The organism is Thiomicrorhabdus sp. ZW0627, from assembly GCF_029767005.1.
Taxonomy (GTDB): domain Bacteria; phylum Pseudomonadota; class Gammaproteobacteria; order Thiomicrospirales; family Thiomicrospiraceae; genus Thiomicrorhabdus.
This window is the reverse complement of record NZ_JARUQR010000001.1, coordinates 504,752-527,599: the sequence shown is the minus strand read 5'-3', so window position 1 is coordinate 527,599 and position 22,848 is coordinate 504,752. Positions and strand designations below refer to the sequence as shown.

Sequence of the window (22,848 nt, the reverse complement as noted above, 5' to 3'; positions counted from 1 at the left end):
TCAGAAATTAAAAAACCCGCTTTAAGCGGGTTTTTTAATGGGCGTTGAGATCTGGCTTCAAATCCCAGCGGGCCTGTTGATTAGCGCTACGCGCAAATCAAGAGTGTTTAACAAAATCACTCATCTTCAGTGATGCTGTACGGAAGAGGCTCGATGATAGCCGGTTGACCGGATTCACTCATCAAATTACCTTCTACGCTACCAAGTGATTTTAGGGTTCCAATCGCCAGACAACGGGTTCCACCGAGAATATCTGGGTTAGCGTTGATTACTTCCAGATTGTGGTTCTTACCGTTGTTATCTTTAAGGGTTAGGGTGTCGCCAGCTGCCAACTCCAACGTCTCTTCAAGACGAACGCGAAGCATGCGTTTGGTGACCTTGCCTCGGTAATGGATTCTGGCAATGATTTCCTGTCCCGGAAAACACCCTTTTTTGAAGTTGATCGCGTCTAATTTATCCAGGTTTAAAAACTGGGCGGTCAGTTTACCTGTCGTTGCAGATGTGATTTCCGGAACGCCAGCTGCGATATTCAGCAAGTTCCAGTCTTGAGTGTTAGTTACGTCGCTGTTATCACGAAGTTTTGACCAGGCCTGTTTGATTTGTTCAACCGGGCCGAACAGGTCATATTTGTGGTAAGGACCCGGAACCTTAACAACGAAAACGTCTTCCATGCCTTCGGCTGCCACATGACCTGCTTCGTAGACTTCTTTTACTTTGGTTTCAAGACGTCTTTGGATGTCCAGATCGCCGAATTCCCCGCCGAAACCGATGTGGATTAATTCTTGGCTAGCATCGGTAATCTGTACATCTGAGCGTAATACGAACATGCTGAGGCGCTTTTGAATACTTTCTTTCAGAGAGCTGTCGAAACTCAGGTAGAAATCCCCTTTGTATTTAAAAATCAGGAATACTGCCAGAACGTTGCCTTGCGGGTCGCAGTACGAGCTAAGTTGAGCGTGAGTGTCGCTGACTTGGTTGACATCGCTTGTCAATTGACCTTGAAGGAATGTGCTTGCTTCGCTGCCGCTGACTTTTAATAGACCTTGATGTGCAAGGCTGGTGACGACCGGACCGTGTTTGATCAGGTAACGTTCGATTTCGGCGTGGCCGAATGTCTCGATCCTGGCGTCGTCCGTGAATTGAGCACCTTGTTCAGTCATGAAGCTTTGCCAAGTTGGGTCAAGTTGTTCATTAACAGTGGTCATTTTTTGTCCTCGATTTCAAATGTGCACAAATGATACCTTAGTCTTGTTGAATCACAAAATTGACAGGCCTGTTAGTCGCTAGAAGTCGAATCGTTTTGCCGGATTTGAAACAATTTGAAATTTTGCGGCTTAGTCAGTAGTATTTCCATTCACTTATACCCCTTTATAGTTCATAATCTTTACATACTTATGTAATTTATGTGCTTATTTGCAGATCGAATTGGAGATCGGTTGTGTCTGAATCAAAAAAAGAATTTTTAACTTTCCGCTTGGGGAAAGAAGAGTATGCGGTGGAGATTCTTCGAGTCCAAGAAATAAGAGGTTGGGAGGAACCAACTCCATTACCGAATGTACCGCCTTTTGTAAAAGGTGTGGTTGATTTACGTGGCAGTGTGGTGCCAATTATTGATTTAAGAGAGAAATTTAATCTTGATGCCAGTTACAATGCCACGACTGTTGTCGTTGTAGTGCATGTATTCACTTCTTTAGGTGAGCGTGTTGTCGGCTTGGTTGTAGATGCGGTTTCGGACGTTCAGCAGATTGATATGGATAGTTTGCAACCAGCTCCAGATGTTGCAACATCGGTTGAAAACCAGTTTATCCTTGGTCTATCGACTTTGCTGAATGATCTGGACAAGCAAGGCGAATCCGAAGGTTCTGGTGAGCCGACTAAGGCGCCGAAAGGCACGATGGTGATTCTGATCGATATCGATAAGTTGGCTTCGGAAGGTTTGATCGAACAGGTTGCTAGTCAGGACAATATGCCGGTCGGTAACGGTTAGTTCTTAGGGTAGATAGGTAGGGATCGGACGTTGTTGTAGACGTTTCCATCCCTAATCCTGCAATGTTCTACCATTAATTCTTTTGTTTCTTGTGTTTCAAGATTGTCGGTTTAGCTTTCTTTAAGGTCAGCGGGTAATCCAAATTGTAATGAAGTCCACGGCTCTCTTTACGTTTCTGTGCGCTCTTAACCATCAGTTCGGCAACTAACGCCAGATTTCTCAATTCCAGCAAATCACTATGAACCGTATGTTCATGGTAGTACTCGTTGATCTCTCTCTGCAGGTTGCGTATACGTTGACGGGCACGTTTTAAACGCTTATTTGTCCTTACGATTCCGACATAGTCCCACATCACGCGACGTAGTTCATCCCAGTCGTGGGCGACTAAAATCTTTTCCTTAGGATCGGTCACTTCGCTGCTGTCCCAGGGAAGGGGGGCTTCGTTGTTGTCCAGAGGTTTTTTATAGGCCTTTTCAATGCTTTTAGTTGCCATATCCGCAAACACTAAGCCTTCAACTAAAGAGTTGCTAGCCAATCGATTGGCGCCATGCAAGCCCGTATAGGCGGTTTCACCGATTGCATACAGGCCTGTTAGGTCTGTTTCTCCGTGTTGGTTGGTGACGATCCCTCCACAGGTATAGTGGGCAGCAGGAACCACTGGAATCTGTTGGCGACTAATGTCGATGCCGACTTTGAGACAGCGCTCGTAGATGGTTGGAAAGTGCTCCTGAATGAAGTCGAGTGATTTGTGAGTGATGTCCAGATAGACGCAGTCTAAACCGTGTTTTTTCATTTCTTGGTCAATTGCGCGGGCGACGATGTCCCTTGGCGCGAGGTCTTTGCGCGCGTCATAAAACTCCATGAATGCGGTGCCATCCGGAAGGCGCAGTATGCCCCCTTCACCGCGTACCGCTTCGCTGATTAGGAAGGAGCGGTCGTTCGGATGGTAGAGGCAAGTTGGGTGGAATTGATTGAATTCCATGTTGCCGACCGAACAGCCTGCGCGCCACGCCATGGCAATACCGTCACCTGTCGAGGTGTCTGGATTACTGGTGTAGAGATAGGCCTTACTGGCGCCTCCGGTTGCCAGAACGGTGAAATCTGCCCAGATGTCATAGACCGCATTTTCGATTTTGTTCAGTACATATGCGCCGATGCAGCGGGTATTCTGTTTGTTCAGAATCAAATCGATCGAAATGTGTTCCGGAAGTAGGGTGATGTTGGGATGGTTTTCCACGTTATTGATCAGTGTTTCGCTGATCGAGTGCCCCGTGTGATCTGCAGCGTGGATCACTCGACGGTGGCTGTGTCCGCCTTCTTTCGTCAGGTGGAACGGGTAGGTGCACTGTTCACCCTCGCATCGGCTGAAAGGAACGCCAAGTTCGATCAATTCCTTGATGGAATCGGCGGCGTGGACGGCAACCATTTCCACTGTTTTACGGTCGCACAAGCCGGCACCGGCTTCCATGGTGTCATCAATATGGGATTCGATACTGTCGAAGGGATCCAGAACTGCCGCAACACCGCCTTGAGCGTAGTTGGTGCTGCTTTCGGACAGTGAGGCCTTTGCCAATATGGTCACATGGTGGTTGTTCGCTAATTTCAGGGCAGTCGATAGCCCGGCAATACCGCTGCCGATAATTAAGATGTCCGTTTTTAAACTCTTAGAGTGAACCACTCGAATCCCTTTGTGATATTGATCGATGCAGGAGGATTGTCATATTGAGACATGTTGTTTGGCGCGCGTCCTTGAATACGTGCATAATTGGTAGCATATTATAGAGAAAAGCCGGTGGTAAGCGAATGTTTATGTTAGTTTACTATCCGCAAAACATAAGGGTTTTAGATATTATGAGCTCCAATGAAGGTAATTTGTTGGTTTCGCAAGGACGTGTAGTGGCCGTTGAAGATTCGTTTGTTCTGATTGAAACTCAGCAACAAACGGGTTGCAGTGGATGTAGCTCTGAATCGGGTTGCGGCACGGCGGCTTTGTCCAAGTTGTTCACTTCAACCCGAAGAGCGCCACTGAAAGTCCTTAATACGTTACAGGCCAAAGTGGGCGACCAGGTTGAACTGACTTTGGATGAATCGAAACTGGTGAAGCATTCGTTTATGGCTTATGGCATGCCGTTGGTCGGTTTGTTTGTTTTCGCCATTCTTTTGAAAGCACTTGGTCAGGCTTTTTTCGGGGTTGCGGAAGAACACGCTGATTTGCTGTCGATTTCGGGTGGCCTATTGGGTTTGTTTGCGGGCTGGTTGGTTACACGTCGTTTTTATAAACCGACTCTGCCGGTGCTGGCAAAAATCTTGAAATAAAGCCAATATCTCTCAAGTGTTTTTTAAGGGTTTCTGTAAATTATTTCTTGTAGGATAAAAATCTCTTAGGTTTATGGATAAGGTAGGGAAAATGAAAAAAGTGTATTTTTTAGCCTGGGTGATGACAGGTCTTCTGTTTATGGTTCAAGCACCCTATGCGATGTCGAGTAATGAACCGCAAGTCAAGGCACCAAATCAAACTCAAGTTCAAACTGCGCAGTCTTATGGGCTGCCGGATTTCACTCAATTAGCTGCAGACAACAGTCCGGTCGTCGTCAATATCAGTACGACCAAGAAAATCAAACAGCAAAGGCCTCCGCAATTTCAAGGTATGCCGGAGGATCTATTGCGTTATTTCTTTGGTATTCCTAATGGAAGGCAAGGTATGCCTGGTGACAGGCAAGAGGAGTTGCAACAGCCAATGCCTCAGCAGGAAGTCCATTCTTTGGGTTCCGGTTTCATCATCAGTAAAGACGGTTATATCCTGACCAATAATCATGTGGTTGATGGAGCAGACGACATCGTAGTCCGTATGCGTAACCGTAAGGAGTTGAAGGCCAAGGTTGTGGGGACAGATTCTCGCAGTGACGTGGCTCTTTTGAAAATTGAAGCCGATAACCTTCCGGTTGCAAAAATCGGTTCATCCAGTGATTTGAAAGTGGGGCAGTGGGTATTGGCGATTGGTGAGCCGTTTGGACTGGATTATACGGTGACTCACGGTATTGTCAGTGCTATTGGCCGTTCTTTGCCTGATGATACTTATGTTCCGTTCATTCAAACAGATGTGTCAATTAACCCTGGTAATTCAGGTGGACCTTTGTTCAATCTGAACGGCGAAGTGGTGGGTATCAACTCGCAGATTTACAGCAAGAATGGTGGTTCTATGGGGCTTTCCTTCTCGATTCCGATTGATATTGCCATGAACGTTGCAGCACAGCTGAAAGACAGCGGTAAGGTGGCTCGTGGTTATCTTGGTGTTCTGGTGCAGGAAGTGACAAGCGATCTATCCAAGTCGTTTGGAATGGAGGCACCGATGGGCGCACTGGTAGGGGAGACTTATCCTGATACACCAGCGGAACGTGCCGGTATTCGTGCTGGAGATATCATTCTGGAATTCAATGGTCAGCAAGTTAAGAAGTCGGCAGATCTTCCTCCGCTGGTTGGTGTTGCTAAAATTAACACGCCGATCAAGGTGCTCCTGTTGCGTCAAGGTAAGAAAGTGACCGTTAATGTCAAGTTGACCGAGTTAGACAAGGCGGATCAGATTGCTTCTGCAGACGGTGGAGCGAGTAAAAATGCCAGTTTGGGGGCGGTAGTAGAGGCCTTGAGTAAAGATGAGCTCGATGCTTTGAATCTGCCGTTTGGCGTCAAGGTGTTATCTGTAGGCGAAGGTGCGGCGAGTAAAGCCGGAATCCGCCCGGGTGACATCATCGTGACCATCGATTTCCAACCGGTCAAGAATGTGGAGTCGCTACGTCAGATACTGAAGCAGGCGCCAGCCGGACGTTCTTTACCGGTACGAGTGGTACGCAATAAACGCTCACTGTTTTTACCATTGGTTGTCGAGAAGTAAACGAAGCGTTCAATTTGGAGAAACGGCTTGAAATCTATGTGATTTATCTCTGCGTAAAAGGCGAATTTATCGTAAAATACGCAACCATTAGATTTTGAACCGTATCCTTTCCGCTTTTCAGTTCGAATGGTTTGTTTAGTGGGAAGGTTAAAGGGGCTACTGGCCCCTTTTTTTATAGCATGAAATTCCTGAACGCCTGACAGGCGGAGTGGTGTGGATGTTGTTATTGTTGGAGCTTAAATGTCAGACGCCTTAAAATTGATTCGAAACTTTTCAATTATTGCTCATATTGACCATGGTAAATCGACCATTGCCGATCGTTTTATCCATCTATGCGGCGGATTGACTGATCGGGAAATGTCTGCTCAGGTCTTGGATTCGATGGATATCGAGCGTGAACGCGGTATCACCATCAAGGCTCAAAGCGTTACTTTGAACTACAAGGCCAAAGACGGTAACACCTATCAGTTGAACTTCATCGATACTCCTGGGCATGTCGATTTCTCTTATGAAGTATCACGTTCTTTAGCGGCTTGCGAAGGAGCGCTTCTGGTAGTTGATGCATCCCAAGGGGTTGAGGCGCAAACCGTTGCGAACTGTTATACCGCGATCGAGCAGGGCTTGGAAGTGCTTGTGGTACTGAATAAGATCGATTTGCCGGCAGCCGATCCGGAACGCGTCATTGAAGAAGTTGAAGAAATTATCGGAATCGAAGCCGTCGATGCTGTGCGTGCAAGCGCCAAAGCAGGTATCGGTATCGAAGAGACGTTGGAAGATATCGTTAGCAAGATTCCACCGCCGGAAGGCGATCCGGAAGCGCCGCTTAAGGCATTGATCATTGATTCCTGGTTCGACAACTATCTGGGGGTGGTTTCCCTGGTCCGTGTCATCGACGGAAAAATCGGAAAGAAAACCAAAATGAAAGTCATGTCGACCAAAGAAGAATATCTGGTCGATGATGTAGGAATCTTTACTCCAAAACGTACTTCCAAGCCGTTTTTGTCAGCCGGTGAAGTCGGTTATGTTATCGCTGGCATCAAGGACATTGACGGTGCGCCTGTTGGGGATACCTTAGCGGACGCGGCCAGAGCGGAAGTTGAACCATTACCGGGCTTTAAACCTGCGCAGCCACGCGTTTTCGCCGGTCTTTTCCCTGTTACTTCCGAGCAGTACGAAGACTTGCGTGAAGCGCTTCGTAAGCTTCGCTTAAACGACGCGGCACTGCATTTCGAACCGGAAACTTCGGAAGCTTTAGGATTCGGTTTCCGTTGTGGTTTCCTTGGAATGCTGCACATGGAGATCATCCAAGAGCGTCTTGAACGTGAGTATGATCTTGATTTGATCACCACTGCGCCGACGGTTGTTTACGAGTTGCTGACCAAGAAGGGTGAAGTGATTAAAATCGACAATCCGTCCGAATTGCCGGATCCGAGCATCATTGCCGAAATTCGTGAACCGATCATCCAGGCGAATATCCTGGTGCCTCAGGACTATGTCGGAGCGGTGATGAAATTGTGTATCGAAAAGCGCGGCGTGCAAAAAGATATGCAGTATTCGGGTGGACAGGTTTCCATCAACTACGAATTACCGTTGAATGAAGTTGTTTTGGATTTCTTTGATCGTTTAAAATCTTGTAGCCGAGGCTACGCATCCATGGATTATGAATTCAAACGTTTCCAAGCGGATGACCTGGTAAGGATGGACTTTTTGATTAATGGTGAGCCAGTGGATGCGTTAGCTGTTATCGTACACCGCAGTTTTGCCGTTCAGCGTGGTAAGGTAATTATTGAGAAATTGCGTGAAGTAATTCCTCGCCAGATGTTCGATGTGGCGATTCAAGCGGCGATTGGTGCTAAAGTCATCGGTCGAACCAACGTGAAGGCCTTGCGTAAGAATGTAACAGCGAAATGTTACGGGGGAGATGTCTCCCGTAAGAAGAAACTGTTACAGAAACAGAAAGAAGGTAAAAAGCGCATGAAGTCGATCGGTAGTGTTGAACTTCCGCAAGAAGCCTTCTTGGCTATTTTGGATACAGGGGGAGAGTCCTAATGAGTTTTGAGTTGATTTTAGTTATCGTCACAGCGGTGACCGGTGTGATTGCTTATGTGGATCGACTCGTTTGGCGCCCTAAGCGTGAAGGGGCTTTGACAATGGAAAGGGAGCCTTTGTTGATCGAGTATTCCCGTTCTTTGTTCCCTGTGTTCCTGGTGGTGTTGGTTTTACGTTCGTTTGTCATTGAACCTTTTAGAATTCCTTCGGGCTCTATGTATCCAACTTTGGAAATCGGGGATTTTATTGCGGTGAGCAAGTTCTCTTACGGTATTAAGTTGCCGGTTACGCAAACTAAAATCATCCCGATTGGTGAACCGGAACGAGGCGATGTGGTCGTTTTCAGTTATCCGAAAGATCCGGATGTTGATTACATTAAGCGCATCATCGGTCTGCCGGGCGACAAGATCACTTACGTCGGACGTACTGTTTTCGTGAATGGTAAGCCAATTGTTCAGCAGCCGGACGGAAAATATCTGGGTAACGATTCCGGTGCGGTAATGAACGGCGCCAATATCGTGATTGAAACCATGGATAACGGCCACAGTTATCATATCTTGCATGACATGGATAAGAGTAGTCGAGACATGGATACCATTACCGTTCCCGAAGGGCATTATTTTGTCATGGGGGATAACCGTGACCATAGTAATGACAGCCGTTTCTGGGGCTTTGTGGCGGAAAAGAATCTGAAAGGTAAGGCTTTCGGCATCTGGATGAACTGGGATAACGGTATCCATTTGAACAGACTCGGTAAAGGGATTGAGTAACATGAACGACCAACCTGCTCCATTAAGCATAGAGCGACAGGCAAAACTCAAGCAACTTTCAAAAAAACTGGGTTATGAATTCAATGATATTCAGTTTTTGCAAAATGCTTTAACCCATCGCAGTATGGGCGCGAAAAACAACGAGCGTTTGGAGTTCTTGGGCGACAGTCTGGTCAACTTTATGATTGCGGATGTGTTGTTCCACCAATTCACAAAGTTGCCGGAAGGTGATATGAGCCGTGTGCGTGCGCATTTGGTAAAAGGTGACACTCTGGCTCTGATCGGTAAGGAATACAACCTTAGCGAGTATTTAGTTTTGGGGCCGGGTGAGTTGAAGAGTGGCGGGTTCCGCCGTAATTCGATTATCGCCGACAGTGTCGAGGCGATCATAGCCGCCGTTTACGAAGATGGCGGCTTGGATGCTTGCCGTGAGTTGGTGAATCGTTTTTATGAAAAGCGTTTGCAGGAACTTGACCCGAAAAAAATCGGCAAGGACCCGAAAACACGCTTGCAGGAGTGGTTGCAGTCCAGACAGGAACCATTACCGGAATACAGCATTATTAGTGTCAATGGTGCCGCCCACGCACAGGATTTCACTGTGTCATGTTATGTGGCCAAATTAAATACTAAATTCGAGGCTACGGCGTCCAGCCGACGCAAAGCCGAACAAAAAGCCGCTGAAAACGCGTTGGAAGCATTAGAAAACCTTTAGTTCTCAAAAGCGGCACACTCGCTCCAGACTCTAGGCCGTCCTCTTTTTCTTGTAGGCGGTCATTGCATATCAATCACTTACGTTACGTTGTTATAGAAGGCTATAAAATGGATATTTCGGATTTAAACCAAGATTCAGGTCAAACGTCTGAAACGCATGATACCGATTTTCAGGCCGGCTTCGCCGCCGTTATCGGACGCCCGAATGTGGGTAAATCCACCATTATGAACGAGTTGCTCGGCCAGAAACTGAGCATTACCTCTCATAAGCCGCAGACGACACGCCATCGTATTCACGGAATCCATACCACCGACACCTATCAGATTGTTTACGTTGATACGCCGGGTATGCATTTGGGCGGACAGAAGAGCATTAACGAATACATGAATAGGACTGCCAACAGTGCGTTCTCCGATGTTGACGTGATTCTGTTCGTGGTTGAAGCAGGGCGCTGGACCAACGAAGATCAGGCAGTTGCCAATAAGCTTAAAAATATCGATGTCCCCGTCATCGTTGTGGTGAACAAAATCGACAAGATCAAGAAGAAGGAAGACCTGTTCCCGTTTCTACAGATGATTTCCGAGAAAGTCGATATGGTGACGTTGGTTCCGGTTTCCGCGTATCAGAAAAACGGTCTGGATAGGCTTGTTGACGAGGTATTGAAGTTTATGCCTCAGCAAGCGGCAATTTTCCCGGAAGACGATATTACTGACCGTTCGACCCGTTTCCTGGCTTCCGAGATCATTCGTGAAAAACTTATGCGTACCTTGGGTGAAGAGGTGCCTTACGGCGCAACGGTTGAGATTGAGGAATTCAAATACGATGAAGAGGAAGGACGCTGGGTGATTCATGCCTTGATCCTGGTTGAACGTCCGGGGCAGAAGAAAATCGTCATTGGTAACAAGGGCGAACTGATCAAGAAGATTGGTACTCAGGCAAGAAAAGACTTGATCGCGATGATGGACAGCCGAGTGCATTTGGAACTATGGGTTAAGGTGAAAGAGAACTGGTCCGACGATGCTCGTGCTTTGGCGAGTTTGGGTTACAACGACGATTACAGTCGTTAAGCTTTAACGATCAGGCAGATCGGACAGATGGACGTTAGCCAGCCCGCTTATATCTTGCATAGCCGACCCTATCGCGAAACCAGCGTGATTGCGACACTGTTGACGCCGGAACACGGTAAGCTCAATGCAGTCATAAAAGGCGCTCGCAGCAAAGGTAAGCGATCCACCTCTAAAGGAGCGGTCTTACAACCGTTTCAGAAACTGTTGGTGGAGTGGCGGGAAAAGCCTAATTCGACGTCCGATCTGGTTTCGCTTAGAGGCTTTGAAGCCGATACCTTACGTTTTCCGCTGGAGGCCGAAAGTAGTTTTTGCGGTCTGTACCTGAATGAAATTCTCTATCGCTTGTTGTATAACGGCGTGGCGGTGGACTCTCTGTTTGAGCAGTATGAGCAGGCACTGTTTTCGTTGCTTCGTAGCCAAAATCGAAGTGAACAGGCCTGGGTACTGCGCCAGTTCGAGTTTCAGTTGCTTGAAGCGATGGGCTTGAACTTGAATTGCGAGACGGATGTGAATCATCAGCCGATTCAATCCGGCGTGAATTATCTGTTTTATCCGGAAATGGGTGCTTATCCGGTTAATGGAGAAGAAACCGGCGGTAATGGTGTGCCGATTTCCGGTGAATGCCTCCTACTGCTGTCTAATTTGGAATTCTGCGAGAATTGCTTACCTTCCTGGAAGCGATTGTTGCGTCATGTATTAAGTTTGTATCTGGGGTCAAAACCGATTCTTTCGCGTCAACTGTTTCGCTGAATCGACCAAACCTCAATTATTGAAAATTTATTTGGAGAAAATTTATGTCGCCTATTTTTCTAGGATTGAATATCGATCACGTGGCCACCTTGAGACAAGCGCGAGGCACACGTTATCCTGATCCTACCAAGGCTGCTTTGGATGCTGAAATGGCCGGTGCAGACAGCATTACTTTGCACTTGCGTGAAGACCGTCGCCATATCCAGGACGAAGATGTGGCGAAGATTTCTGCGATGCGTCAGACAAAAGTGAATCTTGAAATGGCCGCAACCGAAGAGATGGTCAATATCGCTTGTCAGTATCAGCCGGAAGACATCTGTCTGGTTCCTGAAAAACGTGAAGAACTGACTACAGAGGGCGGTTTGGACGTTGCCGGCCAGAAAGAGTGGTTGACTGAAGTTTGCAGCCGTTTGGCCGAAGCGGGGTGTCGTGTCTCCCTGTTCATCGATCCCGACGAAAAGCAGATTGAAGCCGCAAAGGAAGTCGGTGCGCCGGTGATTGAACTGCATACGGGAACCTATGCGGAACTGGAAAAACCACAAGAAGTGGAAGAAGAGTTGCAACGTATTCGCCATGCAGCGGAATACGCAACACGCCTGGGGCTTGTAGTGAATGCGGGTCACGGACTGCATTACCATAACGTTCAGGCGATTGCCGCCATCAAGGAGATCGAAGAACTGAATATCGGACATGCCATCATTGCGCAGGCGATTTATTCCGGTCTTCCGGAAGCGGTTCGTGAAATGAAACGCTTGATGGTCGAAGCGCGTCAGCAAGCGTATTTGAACGACTAAGGTGAAAGTGTGATCATCGGAATCGGAACCGATATTGTTGATGTCGACCGCATCGCCAAGGTGTATCAGCGTCAAGGCGAGGCGTTTGCTCGCCGACTGCTCTCTCAGCAGGAGTGGGATCGGTTCAGCCGACACAGTTTTCCAGAGCGTTATCTGGCGAAACGTTGGGCGTTGAAGGAAGCGGTTTCCAAGGCATTGGGGACGGGCATCGCTCAAGGGGTGTCGTTTCACGACATGACCATCAAGAATGCACCAAGTGGACAACCTTATCTTGAGCTTGCTGGAATCGCCCAGGAAAAAGCCGAATCATTGGGCATTACGCATTGGCAGATCAGTGTCAGTGACGAGAAAACCCATGCTGTGGCCTTTGCGATTGCCGAAAGCCGTTGAATGATTGTTAATGGAATTGAGTAATGAATAAAAGTTTGATAACCAATTTACTGGCCGCTTTGTTACTTATGGTCGGTATTGTTTTTTCGAATTCTCTTCTGTTCTGGACAGGCCTGTTCGCTTTGTCGGGCGCTCTGACAAACTGGCTGGCGATTTACATGCTGTTTGAAAAAGTGCCGGGATTGTACGGTTCCGGTGTTATTCCCAACCGTTTTGAAGCCTTCAAGGCGGCGATTCGGGAATTGATGATGCAGCAGTTCTTCAATCAGGAGAACATCGACCGTTTTGTCAGTGGCCAGCCTCCGCTGCATACTCGTCTGCAACTATCGCCGGTAATCGAAAAAGTCGATCTGACACCGGCTTTCGACAAGTTGGTTCAAGTGATCATGAACTCCTCTTTCGGTAGTATGTTGGGCATGTTCGGTGGGGCGGATGCTTTGAATCCACTGAAAGAACCGTTTATCAGTAATATGAAGTCTGCTCTGATCGAAATGACGGAAGAAGAGAAGTTCTTGCAGTTATTACAGGAAGAGATCGACCAGCCCGATGTGATGGCCGATATTCAGGCGAAAATCGAGGAGATCATTGATGCACGCCTAGCCGAGTTGACCCCTCAACTTGTCAAGCAGATGGTGCAGGAGATGATCAAGCAACATCTTGGATGGCTGGTTGTTTGGGGCGGTGTTTTCGGAGGTCTGATCGGTTTGATTTCCGCACTGGTTTCTACCTATTTGGCGGTTTAGCCTTTTATGAACACGGCAGGCCTGCTGGGTTTTTGAATTGAAATTTTAGGATTTTCTTTGCAGAGACTGACCGTTTTATTCCCACTCTGGGCCTTGTTACTTTCGGTAGCGGCCTTTTACCAGCCGCAAGCTTTTGTCGAACTGAAAAGTTGGATTGTGCCGTTGCTGATGGTGGTGATGCTTGGCATGGGATTCACTTTGCGCTGGCACGATTTTCAAGGTGTGTGGAAATTGAGGAAAGTGGTTGGGCTTGGTGTGGCTGTCCAGTTTCTGGTGATGCCGTTAGCGGCGCTGCTGATTTCACGTCTGTTTGGTTTGTCGCAGGAATTGACTGTTGGCATGATGCTGGTTGGCGCTACGGCGGGCGGCACCGCTTCAAACGTTATGACCTATCTGGCCGGCGGTCATGTGGCTTTGTCAGTGAGTATGACGATGGTTTCAACGTTGGTAGCCGTTGTCATGCTACCTTTGTTGACCTGGTTTTACATTGGACAGAGTGTTGATGTGCCGGTGGGCTCAATGATGCAGAGCCTGTTCAAATTGATTGTCGTTCCCTTGACGCTTGGAATGCTATTCAACCACTGGTTGGGTGAACGAGGGCGCTTCTTACATCAAATGTTTCCTTTGTTGTCTATGTCGGCGATCATTTTGATTATCGCCATCGTGGTCGGGTTGAATCAAAGCAACCTGATTGGCGCGGCCATCGGAGTGTTCGCTGCAATTATCCTACACAATCTGATTGGGTTGACGAGCGGCTACTGGATTAGTCGTAAGTTCGGTTACGATTCCAAGGTCGCCCGTACCGTTGCAATCGAAGTCGGGATGCAGAATTCCGGTTTGAGCGTAGCGCTTGCTCTTAAATACTTTTCCGCTGCCAGTGCCTTGCCGGGCGCATTGTTCAGTATTTGGCATAATCTTTCCGGTGCCTTGTTTGCCAGTTTCTGGCAGAGAAAAACCCCTTCAAAGGATTGAATGGCTCCTTTTCACCGTTCTGTGTGTGGTTTAATCTCGTCTCTTTCTATAATTATTGCTGTGAATTGTTTACAAGTGTTGGGGTTTTGTTTTGAATTTTCCTAAATGTAAATAAATGACGTGAATTGAGTTTTCTAATGGTAGGTTAACAAGGATTGATTACACTTTTTACGCCCCCTGCATTTTTTTAGGTAGAATGGAATTTAATAAACGTTCCATACTTATTCTGAAAACAGGATGATGATTCTAAATGGCAATGCCGAAAGCGATTAATCAACAACATCAAAGTTTCTCCCTGCTTAAGCATATCTTGGAAGAGTTCCCTGATGGTGTTTTCACACTTAACCAGGAGATGGTTATCACTTACGTCAACCCGGCGTTTTGTCGGTTGATGGGGTACAGTACGGAAGAGATGATTGGTACTGAAATCACAACCTATTTGGGTGATTTGGATATTTTGGCGGCCTGTCAAATAGAAGTGATGGAGACAGGCAGTTGCCGTGATCAGGAAACCACGTTTAAGCGAAAAGACGGCACGTTTATCAGTATTTCCAAAAACGTACAGATGCTTTTGGACGATGAAGGCAAGTTTGGATTAATTGTCAGTGTCCGTGATTTGACTCAGATTCATGAATTGAATAAACAATTAGCACGTTCCGCCGAACAGTTAGAGCATTATAATCAGAATCTTTCTGCTATGGTGCTGGATCGCACTCAAAGCCTGAATGAACAGATGGCGTTTTTATCGAGTTACAAGAAAGCGATTGATACCAGTACCTTGGTTAGTAAATACGATTTAAATAATCAGGTCACGGAAGTAAACAAGGCTTTATGTGAACTTTCGGGTTATACAGAAGAAGAGTATATTGGCAGGCCTGCTTCGTGTTGTTGGGATGAAGCCTCTATGGCATTATTTCCTGATATTAAACGATTGGTGATGGAAGGCAAATCCTGGAAGGGAAGAGTCGTTACGAAATCCAAGGCGGGTGATCCGCTTCATTTTGAATCCTGTATCGTACCGATCATGGATGAGTCGGGAGAGGTCAGGGAGCTGGTTAACATCAGCTACGATATTTCCCCTCTGATAGAATCCACCAACGCGCTTTCTTACCGTTTATATCACGACGCCTTAACCGGTTTTCCTAACCGGGCCAAACTTCTCGCGGATACCGACAGCAATATCAATCAAGTTCAGATCGCGCTTTTCAACATCGACAGTTTCAATGAGATAAACTCATTTTACGGTCATGAGCTGGCGGACAAATTACTCAATGCCGTCGCTTTACGACTACAGGAACTTGTTTCGGATATGCCGGTCGAGATCTATAAGTTACCGGTCGATGAATACGCATTGGTGATTCGTCAGAACTGGAATAAAGTCGAGTTTGAATATTTTGCCCATACCCTTATGGAAAGAGTTTCTTCAAAAGGTTTTGATGTGGATGATACACACATCAATGTGACCATGACAGCAGGCTTGGCTGTTTCATCCGGGCAGGGAGAACCGGTAAGGGACGTGCTGATTGCCGCAGATATGGCGTTGAAAATGGCCAAGAAACAACATAAAGACCTGGTGTATTATGAACCTGAGCTGAATATTAAACAAAGTTATGAGAGTAATTTGAATTGGGTTCAGCGATTGCGCGATGCGATGGATGATGACCGTTTAGTGCCTTTTTTCCAACCCATTGTGAATACTCATACTCTGGAAGTCGAGCGTTATGAGTGTTTGGTCAGAATCCTCGAAGAAGACGGAAGTGTTGTTTCACCATTTTATTTTCTGGAAATCGCTAAAAAACTCAAACTGCATACGTTGTTAACCAAACGGATGATTGAGAAATCTTTTGAAAAGTTTGAGAATCAGCCTTATACCTTCTCTATTAACCTGTCTATTGAAGATATTATTGATCCGTCTGTTAGTGAGTGGATTTTGCAAAAAGTTCGTTCATGCGGGTTCGCTGAAAGGGTGATTTTTGAAATCGTCGAATCGGAAGGGATACAAAACTACGATGAAGTTAACCGCTTTATCAAAGAGGTCAAACGTTATGGCGTCAAGATTGCAATTGACGATTTTGGCGCCGGTTATTCCAATTTCGCTTATATCATGCGTTTGGATGTTGATTTCATAAAAATTGACGGTTCGATTATTCGTGATATTCATAAGAATCGTTCATCACAGGTGATTACCGAAACCATTCTTGATTTCGCGCAAAAGTTGAATATTCAAACGATAGCGGAATTCGTCTCGGATGAGGAGGTGTATAACTACGTGAAAAACCTTCCTGTCGACAGTTTGCAAGGTTACTTGTTTGGCGAGCCAAAAGCTGATTTGTTACATGGTTAATGAATCATGTTTTCTGTTGAGTGTAACTCTTTAAGTTATTGAATAATAAGCTTTACCTCTTGACTTAGATTTTTTACTAACTGTCTTTTGAAGTGTTACGTTTTACTTTCCTTTTCAATTGAATATTTCATTGACAGTGCACCTGATTTTTTAATAGTCTTTAGTTTAAGATTCTTTGCGGATTATAACAGTAGATGACCAAAACCACCGATGTCCTCCCTTTACCGTTTTTAAAAACAGTTACAGGAATTGCGTTACTTTTCGCAGTATTTTTATTGAGTGTGTTCAATGTTGTCTATGCCGAAGAAACTCCGACATCATCCCCATCCAGTTTAGTTCTCTCACCAGCGGAAAAACAGTGGCTTAAAGAGCATCCCGTTATTCGTTTAGGTTCGGATTTCGGTTGGCCTCCATTTGAAAAATTGGGCGCAAAAGCTCAATACGAAGGTATTGCAGCCGATTTTATGAAATTGGTTGAAGGTCGTTTGGGCGTCAAATTCGAAACCTCACCGTTACTACCTTGGACGGAAATTCTTAATAAAACCAAAAATAGAGAACTGGATGTTCTGCCAGTAGCTCAATCGACAGCCGCTCGCCGGACTTTTATGTTGTTCACTAAGCCGTATCTTTCCCAAGCGATTGTGATCGTGACTCGAGATGACGTCGGTTATGTTGACGGACTTTCTGCTTTGACCGGTAAAACAGTCGCTTATCAGAAAGATTCCCAACCTATTAACCAGATCATGGTTCGGTATCCTGAAATTACACAGTCTATCTATACGGACAACTTGGATGCCTTGAGTGCGGTTGCAAAGGGTAAGGTTTTCGCTTACGTCGGCAATATCGCCACCGTCAGTTATATGATGAGAACGGAAGGGTTTACTAATCTAAAAGTATCCGGACAGCTTGATCAGCGTTTTGAGCTTTCTGTAGCTGTTCGTGATGATTGGCCACTAATGCTGTCTGTCATGCAGAAGGCGTTGGATTCGATAACGATGGAAGAGAGAAATACTATTTTCCAGAAGTGGATTAATGTTAAGGTCGATCCTGAACTCGGGTTCAGACAAGTTATTCAGTATCTAGCTGTTGCAGCAGCGATCTTTTTGCTTTTCTTGGTTTGGAACATGATGTTGAAAAGTAAAGTACGCCAAGTCTCGGAGGAACTTCAACACCGATCCTATTACGACCCTTTGACAAATCTGCCAAACCGTTTTTTGATTAACGATCGTCTGAACCAGTTGATTCAGGAAGCGAACAGAGAGCAAAAATACGTTGCGGTTTTAAGCGTTGGATTGGATAACCTGAATGAGATCAATAGCACTTTGGGTCTCTCGACCGGAGACCAATTTATTGCGGAAACCTCGAATCGCATTCAAAGAGTTTTACGAACTGGAGATTCGGTGGGACGATTTGAGGGCGATACGTTTATTCTTTTGGTTGGCGGCTTGGAAAACCCCAACGAGGCCGATAGTTTGGTTGAGGCATTGCTGAACCAGTTCAAGCCTGCTTTTGTGATGGGGGGGCGTGAATTGAACGTAACAGCATCGATTGGTGTCGCTTTCTTCCCAACGGATGGTCAAGAGGCCCCGGCTTTGTTTGACCATTCCGGTTCCGCACTGCAATACGCCAAGAAGCACGGCAAGAACCGATTATCGTTCTACACCCAATCGATGAATGAGAAAGCTAACCGCAAACTTCAACTGGACGAAGCCATGGTCGGCGCATTGGAAAGAGGGGAATTCCAGGTTCATTACCAACCCAAAATAGATATTAAAACCGGTGAAATTAGTGGATTTGAAGCACTGCTGCGTTGGTTCCATCCTGTTTTGGGGAACGTCCGGCCGGATGAATTTATTGCGGTTGCCGAGGCGAATGGCTTGATTTTGCCAATTGGCGAATTTGTGATTAAAGAAGCTTTGAGATGCGTGACTGAATGCGGGAATGACAACAGCGGCCATTTTAGTATGGCGGTCAACCTGTCTCCGGTGCAGTTCAGAGATGCATCTTTGGTGGAAAAGATCGGACGATATCTGGATTATGCAGGAGCCAGTCCGGAACAGTTGGAATTTGAAATCACCGAAGGCGTTTTGATGACCGAATCGGAACCGCTTCTAAAAAGCTTGAACGATTTAAAAGCATTAGGCATCAAAATATCGATGGATGATTTTGGTACAGGCTATTCTTCATTGAGCTACCTGCAAAAATATCCTTTTGATGTTATTAAAATCGAACGGGAATTTATTATGGGTCTTGAAGAGGATTCGAATAAGCGGCAGTTGGTTATCGCAACGATTGCGATGGCGCACGGCTTGGGATTGCAAGTGGTTGCAGAAGGGGTTGAGACCGGTGAACAGCTTGAATTTCTTTCTGAACAGGGCTGTGATATCGCACAGGGTTACTTCTTTAGTCCTGCTGTTCCGGCAAATGAAGTAAATGGCCTGTTCCATTGATTAGATTTTGATCGGATGTTTTCTTAAAACCGGCAGGCCTGCCGGTTTTTTTATGCCTGGCCGCTTTCGGAAATTGATTGACATTAAAGCCCGTTTCTATAATAGTCTTTTAAAATGAATATAGTGATTTCAGGTTATTGGCGTAGATGAGTAATAAGTTAGACTCTTTCTTTATTAATCGAGCAAGACTCGGTGCCTGTTTTGCTTTATTGGTATTTTTTGTAGTCGCCCTAAATACTCCCATAGCAAGGGCAGACGATGTCACTGCGAATCCAGCTAATCTATCCGCCGACACCAACTCTACAGGTTTCACACTTTCCCCAGCAGAAAAAAAATAGCTGGCGGCACACCCGAAAATCACCATCGGTCATATGAGAGGATGGGCGCCATTCAGTTTTGTGAATAGAAGGGGCGTATCCAGAGGCATCAGCATTGACTATGTCAAAGCACTGAATAAACGTCTGAACGGCGCGCTGGAATTGGTTCCCGGTGAGTGGGAAAACCTTTATGGATCCGTTAAGGATAGGCATCTGGATGCCGTATTGGATATAACCGACAAGCCAGATAGAGAGCCTTATTTTAATTTCACGGTTCCTTATCTAGACGTTCCTCATGTCATCGTGACCCGTCAGGATCAAGGTTACGTGACGGGCGCCAAGGCGCTAGCGGGTAAAACCATCGCTCTGGAAAAAGGATTCGGCAATGTCGATTATTTCAAACAACACTTTCCCAAGGTATTGATTCACGAGTATCCGAATACTCAAGAAGCGCTGGAAGCGGTATCAAGGGGCGATGTTGATGCCTATGCGGGTAACCGGAGTGTCGCGCTTTATCTGATGCGTCAGAAGGTCATGAGCAACCTTAAGATAAACGGGGTAATGCAGAAAAAAGGTTCGGTATTGTCAATCGGCGTTCGAAAGGATTGGCCGGTTTTGAGAGACCTGCTTAACCGCGCGCTGGCGGATATGAGTCAGACCGAAATTCAAACGATTCACCAAAAATGGCTGGAGCAGGATTATGAGTCGGAAATTGCACTGACGCCTGCGGAACGACTATGGCTTCAACAGCATCCAGTGATTCGCATCGCCTATGATGAGGCGTTCGCTCCTTACAGTTATCTAGGTCATGCACACAAGTTTGCAGGTGTATCCGTCGATATTTCGGAAGAGATTGCAAAGCGTCTGGGCGTTAAACTGTCGGTCTATCCAAACGGGAACTGGTCACAATTGTTTACCGCCGCAAAAAAACACGAGGTGGATGTGATCGCAACACTGGAGGAACGCCCTGAAAGGAAGGATTACTTCAACTTTTCGCAACCCTATTTGTCTCTGACACAGTACATCGTGACCCGTAATGATGAAAAAGCTGATTACCAAAAAGTAAGCTCTTTAAATGGCAAACGGGTGGCGTTGGTTCGTGATTATTCAACGGCCGAACGGGCGCTCAGTGAGGTTAAAAACATTCAGCCTCGATACTATGCAAATCTGGAAGAGGCCTTTTACGCGGTCTCGACCGGTCAGGCCGATGCGACCATTGCCGATGCCGGAATGGCGCAACACCTCATTGCTAAGACGGGACTTCAGAATCTCGGTCTTGCAGGGCTTTATTCCCCTGATAAATCCCTACAGCGGTTCGGGGTTCGCAAGGACTGGCCGGAATTGGCGACGATTCTGGATAAGGCATTGAACTCATTGAGTTACCGGGATTATCTTTCAGTTTATGCGAAATGGCAGATTCAGGAACATGTGGATCCTTTGAATAAAATGAAACCCTTCAGGGATCGGTTGACTGCGGAGGAAAAAGCCTGGTTGAGTGAGCATCCGATCATTCGTCTGGCATCCGATTACGGTTGGCCGCCGTTTGAACAGATGAGCAAGAACGGAAATTACGAAGGGATTATTGCCGATTATATGAAGTTGGTCGAATCCCGTTTGGGAGTCAAGTTCGAACCTTCACCGTTTATGCCGTGGACGGAGATCGTTAAAAGTGTTGAAGACAAAAAACTGGACGTTCTAGCCGCCGCGCAACCAACCCCGGAACGCCGGAAGTCGATTCTGTTTACCGAACCGTATCTTTCGCAAGCGATAGTCATCGTAACGCAAGACAATGTAGGTTATGTGAACGGCTTGTCTGCTCTGGAAGGAAAGACGGTGGCCTATGAACATGGATACGCACCGATTGCTCTGGTTCTGGAGAAGCACCCCGAGATCCAACAAAACACGTTTAATGACAGTTCCAAAGCGTTGGAAGCGGTTTCTAAAGGGAAAGTGTTTGCCTATTTGGGCAATATCGCCACTGTCAGTTATCTGATGAGGAATCAGGGGATCACCAATATCAAAGTGTCCGGCCAGCTTGACGAGCAATACAATCTGGCTGTCGGCGTGCGCGACGACTGGCCGCTTCTGATGTCCGCTTTCCAGAAAGCACTGGATTCGCTCTCTTTGGAAGAGAAGAACGCGATTTACAAGAAATGGATTGGGGTAAAAGTCGAGAGTGGCCTGGGATATTGGAAAGTGATGCAATATCTCGGCATTGCGGCGATCGTATTCTTGTTGTTCCTAGCGTGGAACTTGATGCTGAAAAGAAAGGTGCGCAAGGTTACGGATGAGCTTCAACACCGCTCGTACCACGACGCCTTGACCGATTTGCCGAACCGTTTCCTGATCAACGATCGTTTGAACCAGTTAATCAAGGAAGCGCGAAGAGAAGATGAATACGTTGCCGTTATTACAATTGGACTGGATAACGTCAGTATGATCAACAGTAGCCTTGGGTTTTCTTCGGGAGACCGGTTCATCATCGAATCGGCCAAACGGATTCAAGCGTCGTTGCGTACCGGCGACACCGTCGGGCGATTTGACGGCGATACCTTTATCGTTTTGATGGGCGGGCTAAAAAAGCCTACGGAGGCTGATAGACAAGCCGAGGCGCTGCTTAACCAGTTTAGAACCGCTTATGAACTGGACGGGCGGGAGTTGAAAGTGACGGCGAGCATCGGCATCGCTTTTTATCCTACCGACGGTAAAGAGGCTCAGACGGTATTCCACCATTCCGGCGCGGCACTTCAGTACGCCAAGAAGAACGGTAAAAACAGTCTGTCTTTTTATACCCAATCCATGAACGAGAAGGTGAATCGAAGAATGCGGCTCGACGAAGCGATGGTGGGCGCTTTGGAGCGAGGCGAATTCCAGCCGCACTACCAGCCTAAGGTCGATATCAAAACCGGAGAAATTTGTGGATTCGAGGTGTTGTTGCGATGGCAGCATCCGGAACTGGGTTCGGTGCGTCCAGATGAATTCATTTCTGTGGCCGAGGAGAACGGTCTTATTTTGCCGATCGGCGAGTTTGTGATCCGTGAAGCATTGAAGGCCGTAGCAGCCTGGGAAGTGACGTTTGAACGTGAGTTGAGCATTGCAGTTAACTTATCACCTGTTCAGTTCAGGGATTCGACGTTGGTTGAAAAGATCGAGCGTATGTTATGGGACGCAGAACTTCATCCGGAAAAATTGGAACTGGAAATCACGGAAGGGGTCTTGATGAGCGAATCGGAATCGATTCATAAGAGTCTGAACGCATTGAAGGCGATCGGCTTGAATATTTCGATGGACGACTTCGGTACCGGTTATTCTTCGTTGAGTTATTTACGGAAATATCCGTTTGACATCATCAAGATCGACCGGGAATTCATTATGGATTTGGAAGCAGACGAAAACAACCGCGAACTGGTCATTGCGACGATTGCGATGGCGCATGGCCTTGGTTTACAGGTGGTGGCAGAAGGAGTGGAAACCGCCGAAGAGTTGGCATTCCTTGCAGAGCATGGTTGCGATATCGCTCAAGGTTATCTGTTCAGCCCACCGGTACCGCATCACGACGTCGCCAAATTGTTTGTTTAGCGACGGCTGGACGACATTTTCGAAAGATGGAAACC

At 46.6% G+C, this 22,848-nt stretch carries 17 protein-coding genes; 15 read left to right on the top strand and 2 right to left on the bottom strand.

Annotation, left to right across the window (positions count from 1 at the left end):
• Window positions 1-116: 116 nt before the first annotated feature.
• A complete protein-coding gene (locus tag QCB45_RS02530) occupies window positions 117-1,205 on the bottom strand; it encodes a folate-binding protein (RefSeq protein ID WP_279418966.1) in 1,089 nt (362 codons plus the stop codon).
• A gap of 233 nt (window positions 1,206-1,438) precedes the next feature.
• Here QCB45_RS02530 and QCB45_RS02525 point away from each other — a divergent pair, with 233 nt between their 5' ends.
• Window positions 1,439-1,987: a chemotaxis protein CheW gene (locus QCB45_RS02525; RefSeq protein WP_279418965.1), complete on the top strand. Its 549-nt coding sequence runs from the start codon at window positions 1,439-1,441 to the stop codon at window positions 1,985-1,987.
• Window positions 1,988-2,060: 73 nt separating this feature from the next.
• Here QCB45_RS02525 and nadB read toward each other — a convergent pair whose 3' ends face one another.
• A complete protein-coding gene (gene nadB / locus QCB45_RS02520; protein ID WP_279418964.1) occupies window positions 2,061-3,665 on the bottom strand; it encodes an L-aspartate oxidase in 1,605 nt (534 codons plus the stop codon).
• Between the two features lie 173 nt (window positions 3,666-3,838).
• Here nadB and QCB45_RS02515 point away from each other — a divergent pair, with 173 nt between their 5' ends.
• The 14 genes from QCB45_RS02515 to QCB45_RS02450 all read left to right on the top strand — a co-directional run bounded on the left by QCB45_RS02515 (window position 3,839) and on the right by QCB45_RS02450 (window position 22,813).
• Window positions 3,839-4,303, top strand: a complete 465-nt coding sequence (locus QCB45_RS02515; protein ID WP_279418963.1) for a SoxR reducing system RseC family protein — start codon at window positions 3,839-3,841, stop codon at window positions 4,301-4,303.
• A gap of 91 nt (window positions 4,304-4,394) precedes the next feature.
• Entirely contained in the window at window positions 4,395-5,876 is a 1,482-nt protein-coding gene (locus tag QCB45_RS02510; protein WP_279418962.1) for a DegQ family serine endoprotease, read from the top strand.
• Between the two features lie 240 nt (window positions 5,877-6,116).
• The gene (gene lepA / locus QCB45_RS02505; RefSeq protein WP_279418961.1) at window positions 6,117-7,925 is read left to right on the top strand and encodes a translation elongation factor 4; all 1,809 of its coding nucleotides are present in this window, start codon (window positions 6,117-6,119) and stop codon (window positions 7,923-7,925) included.
• A complete protein-coding gene (gene lepB, locus QCB45_RS02500) occupies window positions 7,925-8,695 on the top strand; it encodes a signal peptidase I (RefSeq protein ID WP_279418960.1) in 771 nt (256 codons plus the stop codon). The genes lepA and lepB overlap by 1 nt, the downstream gene beginning before the upstream one ends.
• Before the next feature lies 1 nt (window position 8,696).
• Window positions 8,697-9,407 carry a ribonuclease III gene (rnc, locus tag QCB45_RS02495; RefSeq protein WP_279418959.1) on the top strand — a complete coding sequence of 237 codons (711 nt, stop codon included), beginning with the start codon at window positions 8,697-8,699 and terminating at the stop codon, window positions 9,405-9,407.
• 107 nt (window positions 9,408-9,514) lie between these two features.
• A complete protein-coding gene (gene era, locus QCB45_RS02490) occupies window positions 9,515-10,474 on the top strand; it encodes a GTPase Era (RefSeq protein ID WP_279418958.1) in 960 nt (319 codons plus the stop codon).
• 27 nt (window positions 10,475-10,501) lie between these two features.
• On the top strand, window positions 10,502-11,224 hold the full coding sequence (gene recO, locus QCB45_RS02485; protein ID WP_279418957.1) for a DNA repair protein RecO: 723 nt from the start codon (window positions 10,502-10,504) through the stop codon (window positions 11,222-11,224).
• Between the two features lie 44 nt (window positions 11,225-11,268).
• Window positions 11,269-12,018 carry a pyridoxine 5'-phosphate synthase gene (gene pdxJ / locus QCB45_RS02480; RefSeq protein WP_279418956.1) on the top strand — a complete coding sequence of 250 codons (750 nt, stop codon included), beginning with the start codon at window positions 11,269-11,271 and terminating at the stop codon, window positions 12,016-12,018.
• A 9-nt stretch (window positions 12,019-12,027) separates the two neighbouring features.
• Complete coding sequence (gene acpS, locus QCB45_RS02475) at window positions 12,028-12,408, top strand: holo-ACP synthase (protein WP_279418955.1); 381 nt, start codon at window positions 12,028-12,030, stop codon at window positions 12,406-12,408.
• 23 nt (window positions 12,409-12,431) lie between these two features.
• Window positions 12,432-13,151, top strand: a complete 720-nt coding sequence (locus QCB45_RS02470) for a DUF445 domain-containing protein (RefSeq protein WP_279418954.1) — start codon at window positions 12,432-12,434, stop codon at window positions 13,149-13,151.
• Window positions 13,152-13,208: 57 nt separating this feature from the next.
• On the top strand, window positions 13,209-14,123 hold the full coding sequence (locus QCB45_RS02465; protein ID WP_279418953.1) for a bile acid:sodium symporter family protein: 915 nt from the start codon (window positions 13,209-13,211) through the stop codon (window positions 14,121-14,123).
• Between the two features lie 250 nt (window positions 14,124-14,373).
• The gene (locus QCB45_RS02460) at window positions 14,374-16,467 is read left to right on the top strand and encodes a bifunctional diguanylate cyclase/phosphodiesterase (protein ID WP_279418952.1); all 2,094 of its coding nucleotides are present in this window, start codon (window positions 14,374-14,376) and stop codon (window positions 16,465-16,467) included.
• A 194-nt stretch (window positions 16,468-16,661) separates the two neighbouring features.
• On the top strand, window positions 16,662-18,917 hold the full coding sequence (locus QCB45_RS02455) for an EAL domain-containing protein (protein ID WP_279418951.1): 2,256 nt from the start codon (window positions 16,662-16,664) through the stop codon (window positions 18,915-18,917).
• 338 nt (window positions 18,918-19,255) lie between these two features.
• Window positions 19,256-22,813, top strand: a complete 3,558-nt coding sequence (locus tag QCB45_RS02450) for a transporter substrate-binding domain-containing protein (protein ID WP_347710072.1) — start codon at window positions 19,256-19,258, stop codon at window positions 22,811-22,813.
• Window positions 22,814-22,848: the final 35 nt, after the last annotated feature.

Bases quoted from the DNA above. Each gene is read 5' to 3' on its own strand.
- QCB45_RS02530 (WP_279418966.1), bottom strand. From the start codon at position 1,205: ATGACCACTGTTAATGAACAACTTGACCCAACTTGGCAAAGCTTCATG.
- QCB45_RS02515 (WP_279418963.1), top strand. From the start codon at position 3,839: ATGAGCTCCAATGAAGGTAATTTGTTGGTTTCGCAAGGACGTGTAGTG.
- QCB45_RS02510 (WP_279418962.1), top strand. From the start codon at position 4,395: ATGAAAAAAGTGTATTTTTTAGCCTGGGTGATGACAGGTCTTCTGTTT.
- lepA (WP_279418961.1), top strand. From the start codon at position 6,117: ATGTCAGACGCCTTAAAATTGATTCGAAACTTTTCAATTATTGCTCAT.
- lepB (WP_279418960.1), top strand. From the start codon at position 7,925: ATGAGTTTTGAGTTGATTTTAGTTATCGTCACAGCGGTGACCGGTGTG.
- rnc (WP_279418959.1), top strand. From the start codon at position 8,697: ATGAACGACCAACCTGCTCCATTAAGCATAGAGCGACAGGCAAAACTC.
- era (WP_279418958.1), top strand. From the start codon at position 9,515: ATGGATATTTCGGATTTAAACCAAGATTCAGGTCAAACGTCTGAAACG.
- recO (WP_279418957.1), top strand. From the start codon at position 10,502: ATGGACGTTAGCCAGCCCGCTTATATCTTGCATAGCCGACCCTATCGC.
- pdxJ (WP_279418956.1), top strand. From the start codon at position 11,269: ATGTCGCCTATTTTTCTAGGATTGAATATCGATCACGTGGCCACCTTG.
- QCB45_RS02470 (WP_279418954.1), top strand. From the start codon at position 12,432: ATGAATAAAAGTTTGATAACCAATTTACTGGCCGCTTTGTTACTTATG.
- QCB45_RS02460 (WP_279418952.1), top strand. From the start codon at position 14,374: ATGGCAATGCCGAAAGCGATTAATCAACAACATCAAAGTTTCTCCCTG.
- QCB45_RS02455 (WP_279418951.1), top strand. From the start codon at position 16,662: ATGACCAAAACCACCGATGTCCTCCCTTTACCGTTTTTAAAAACAGTT.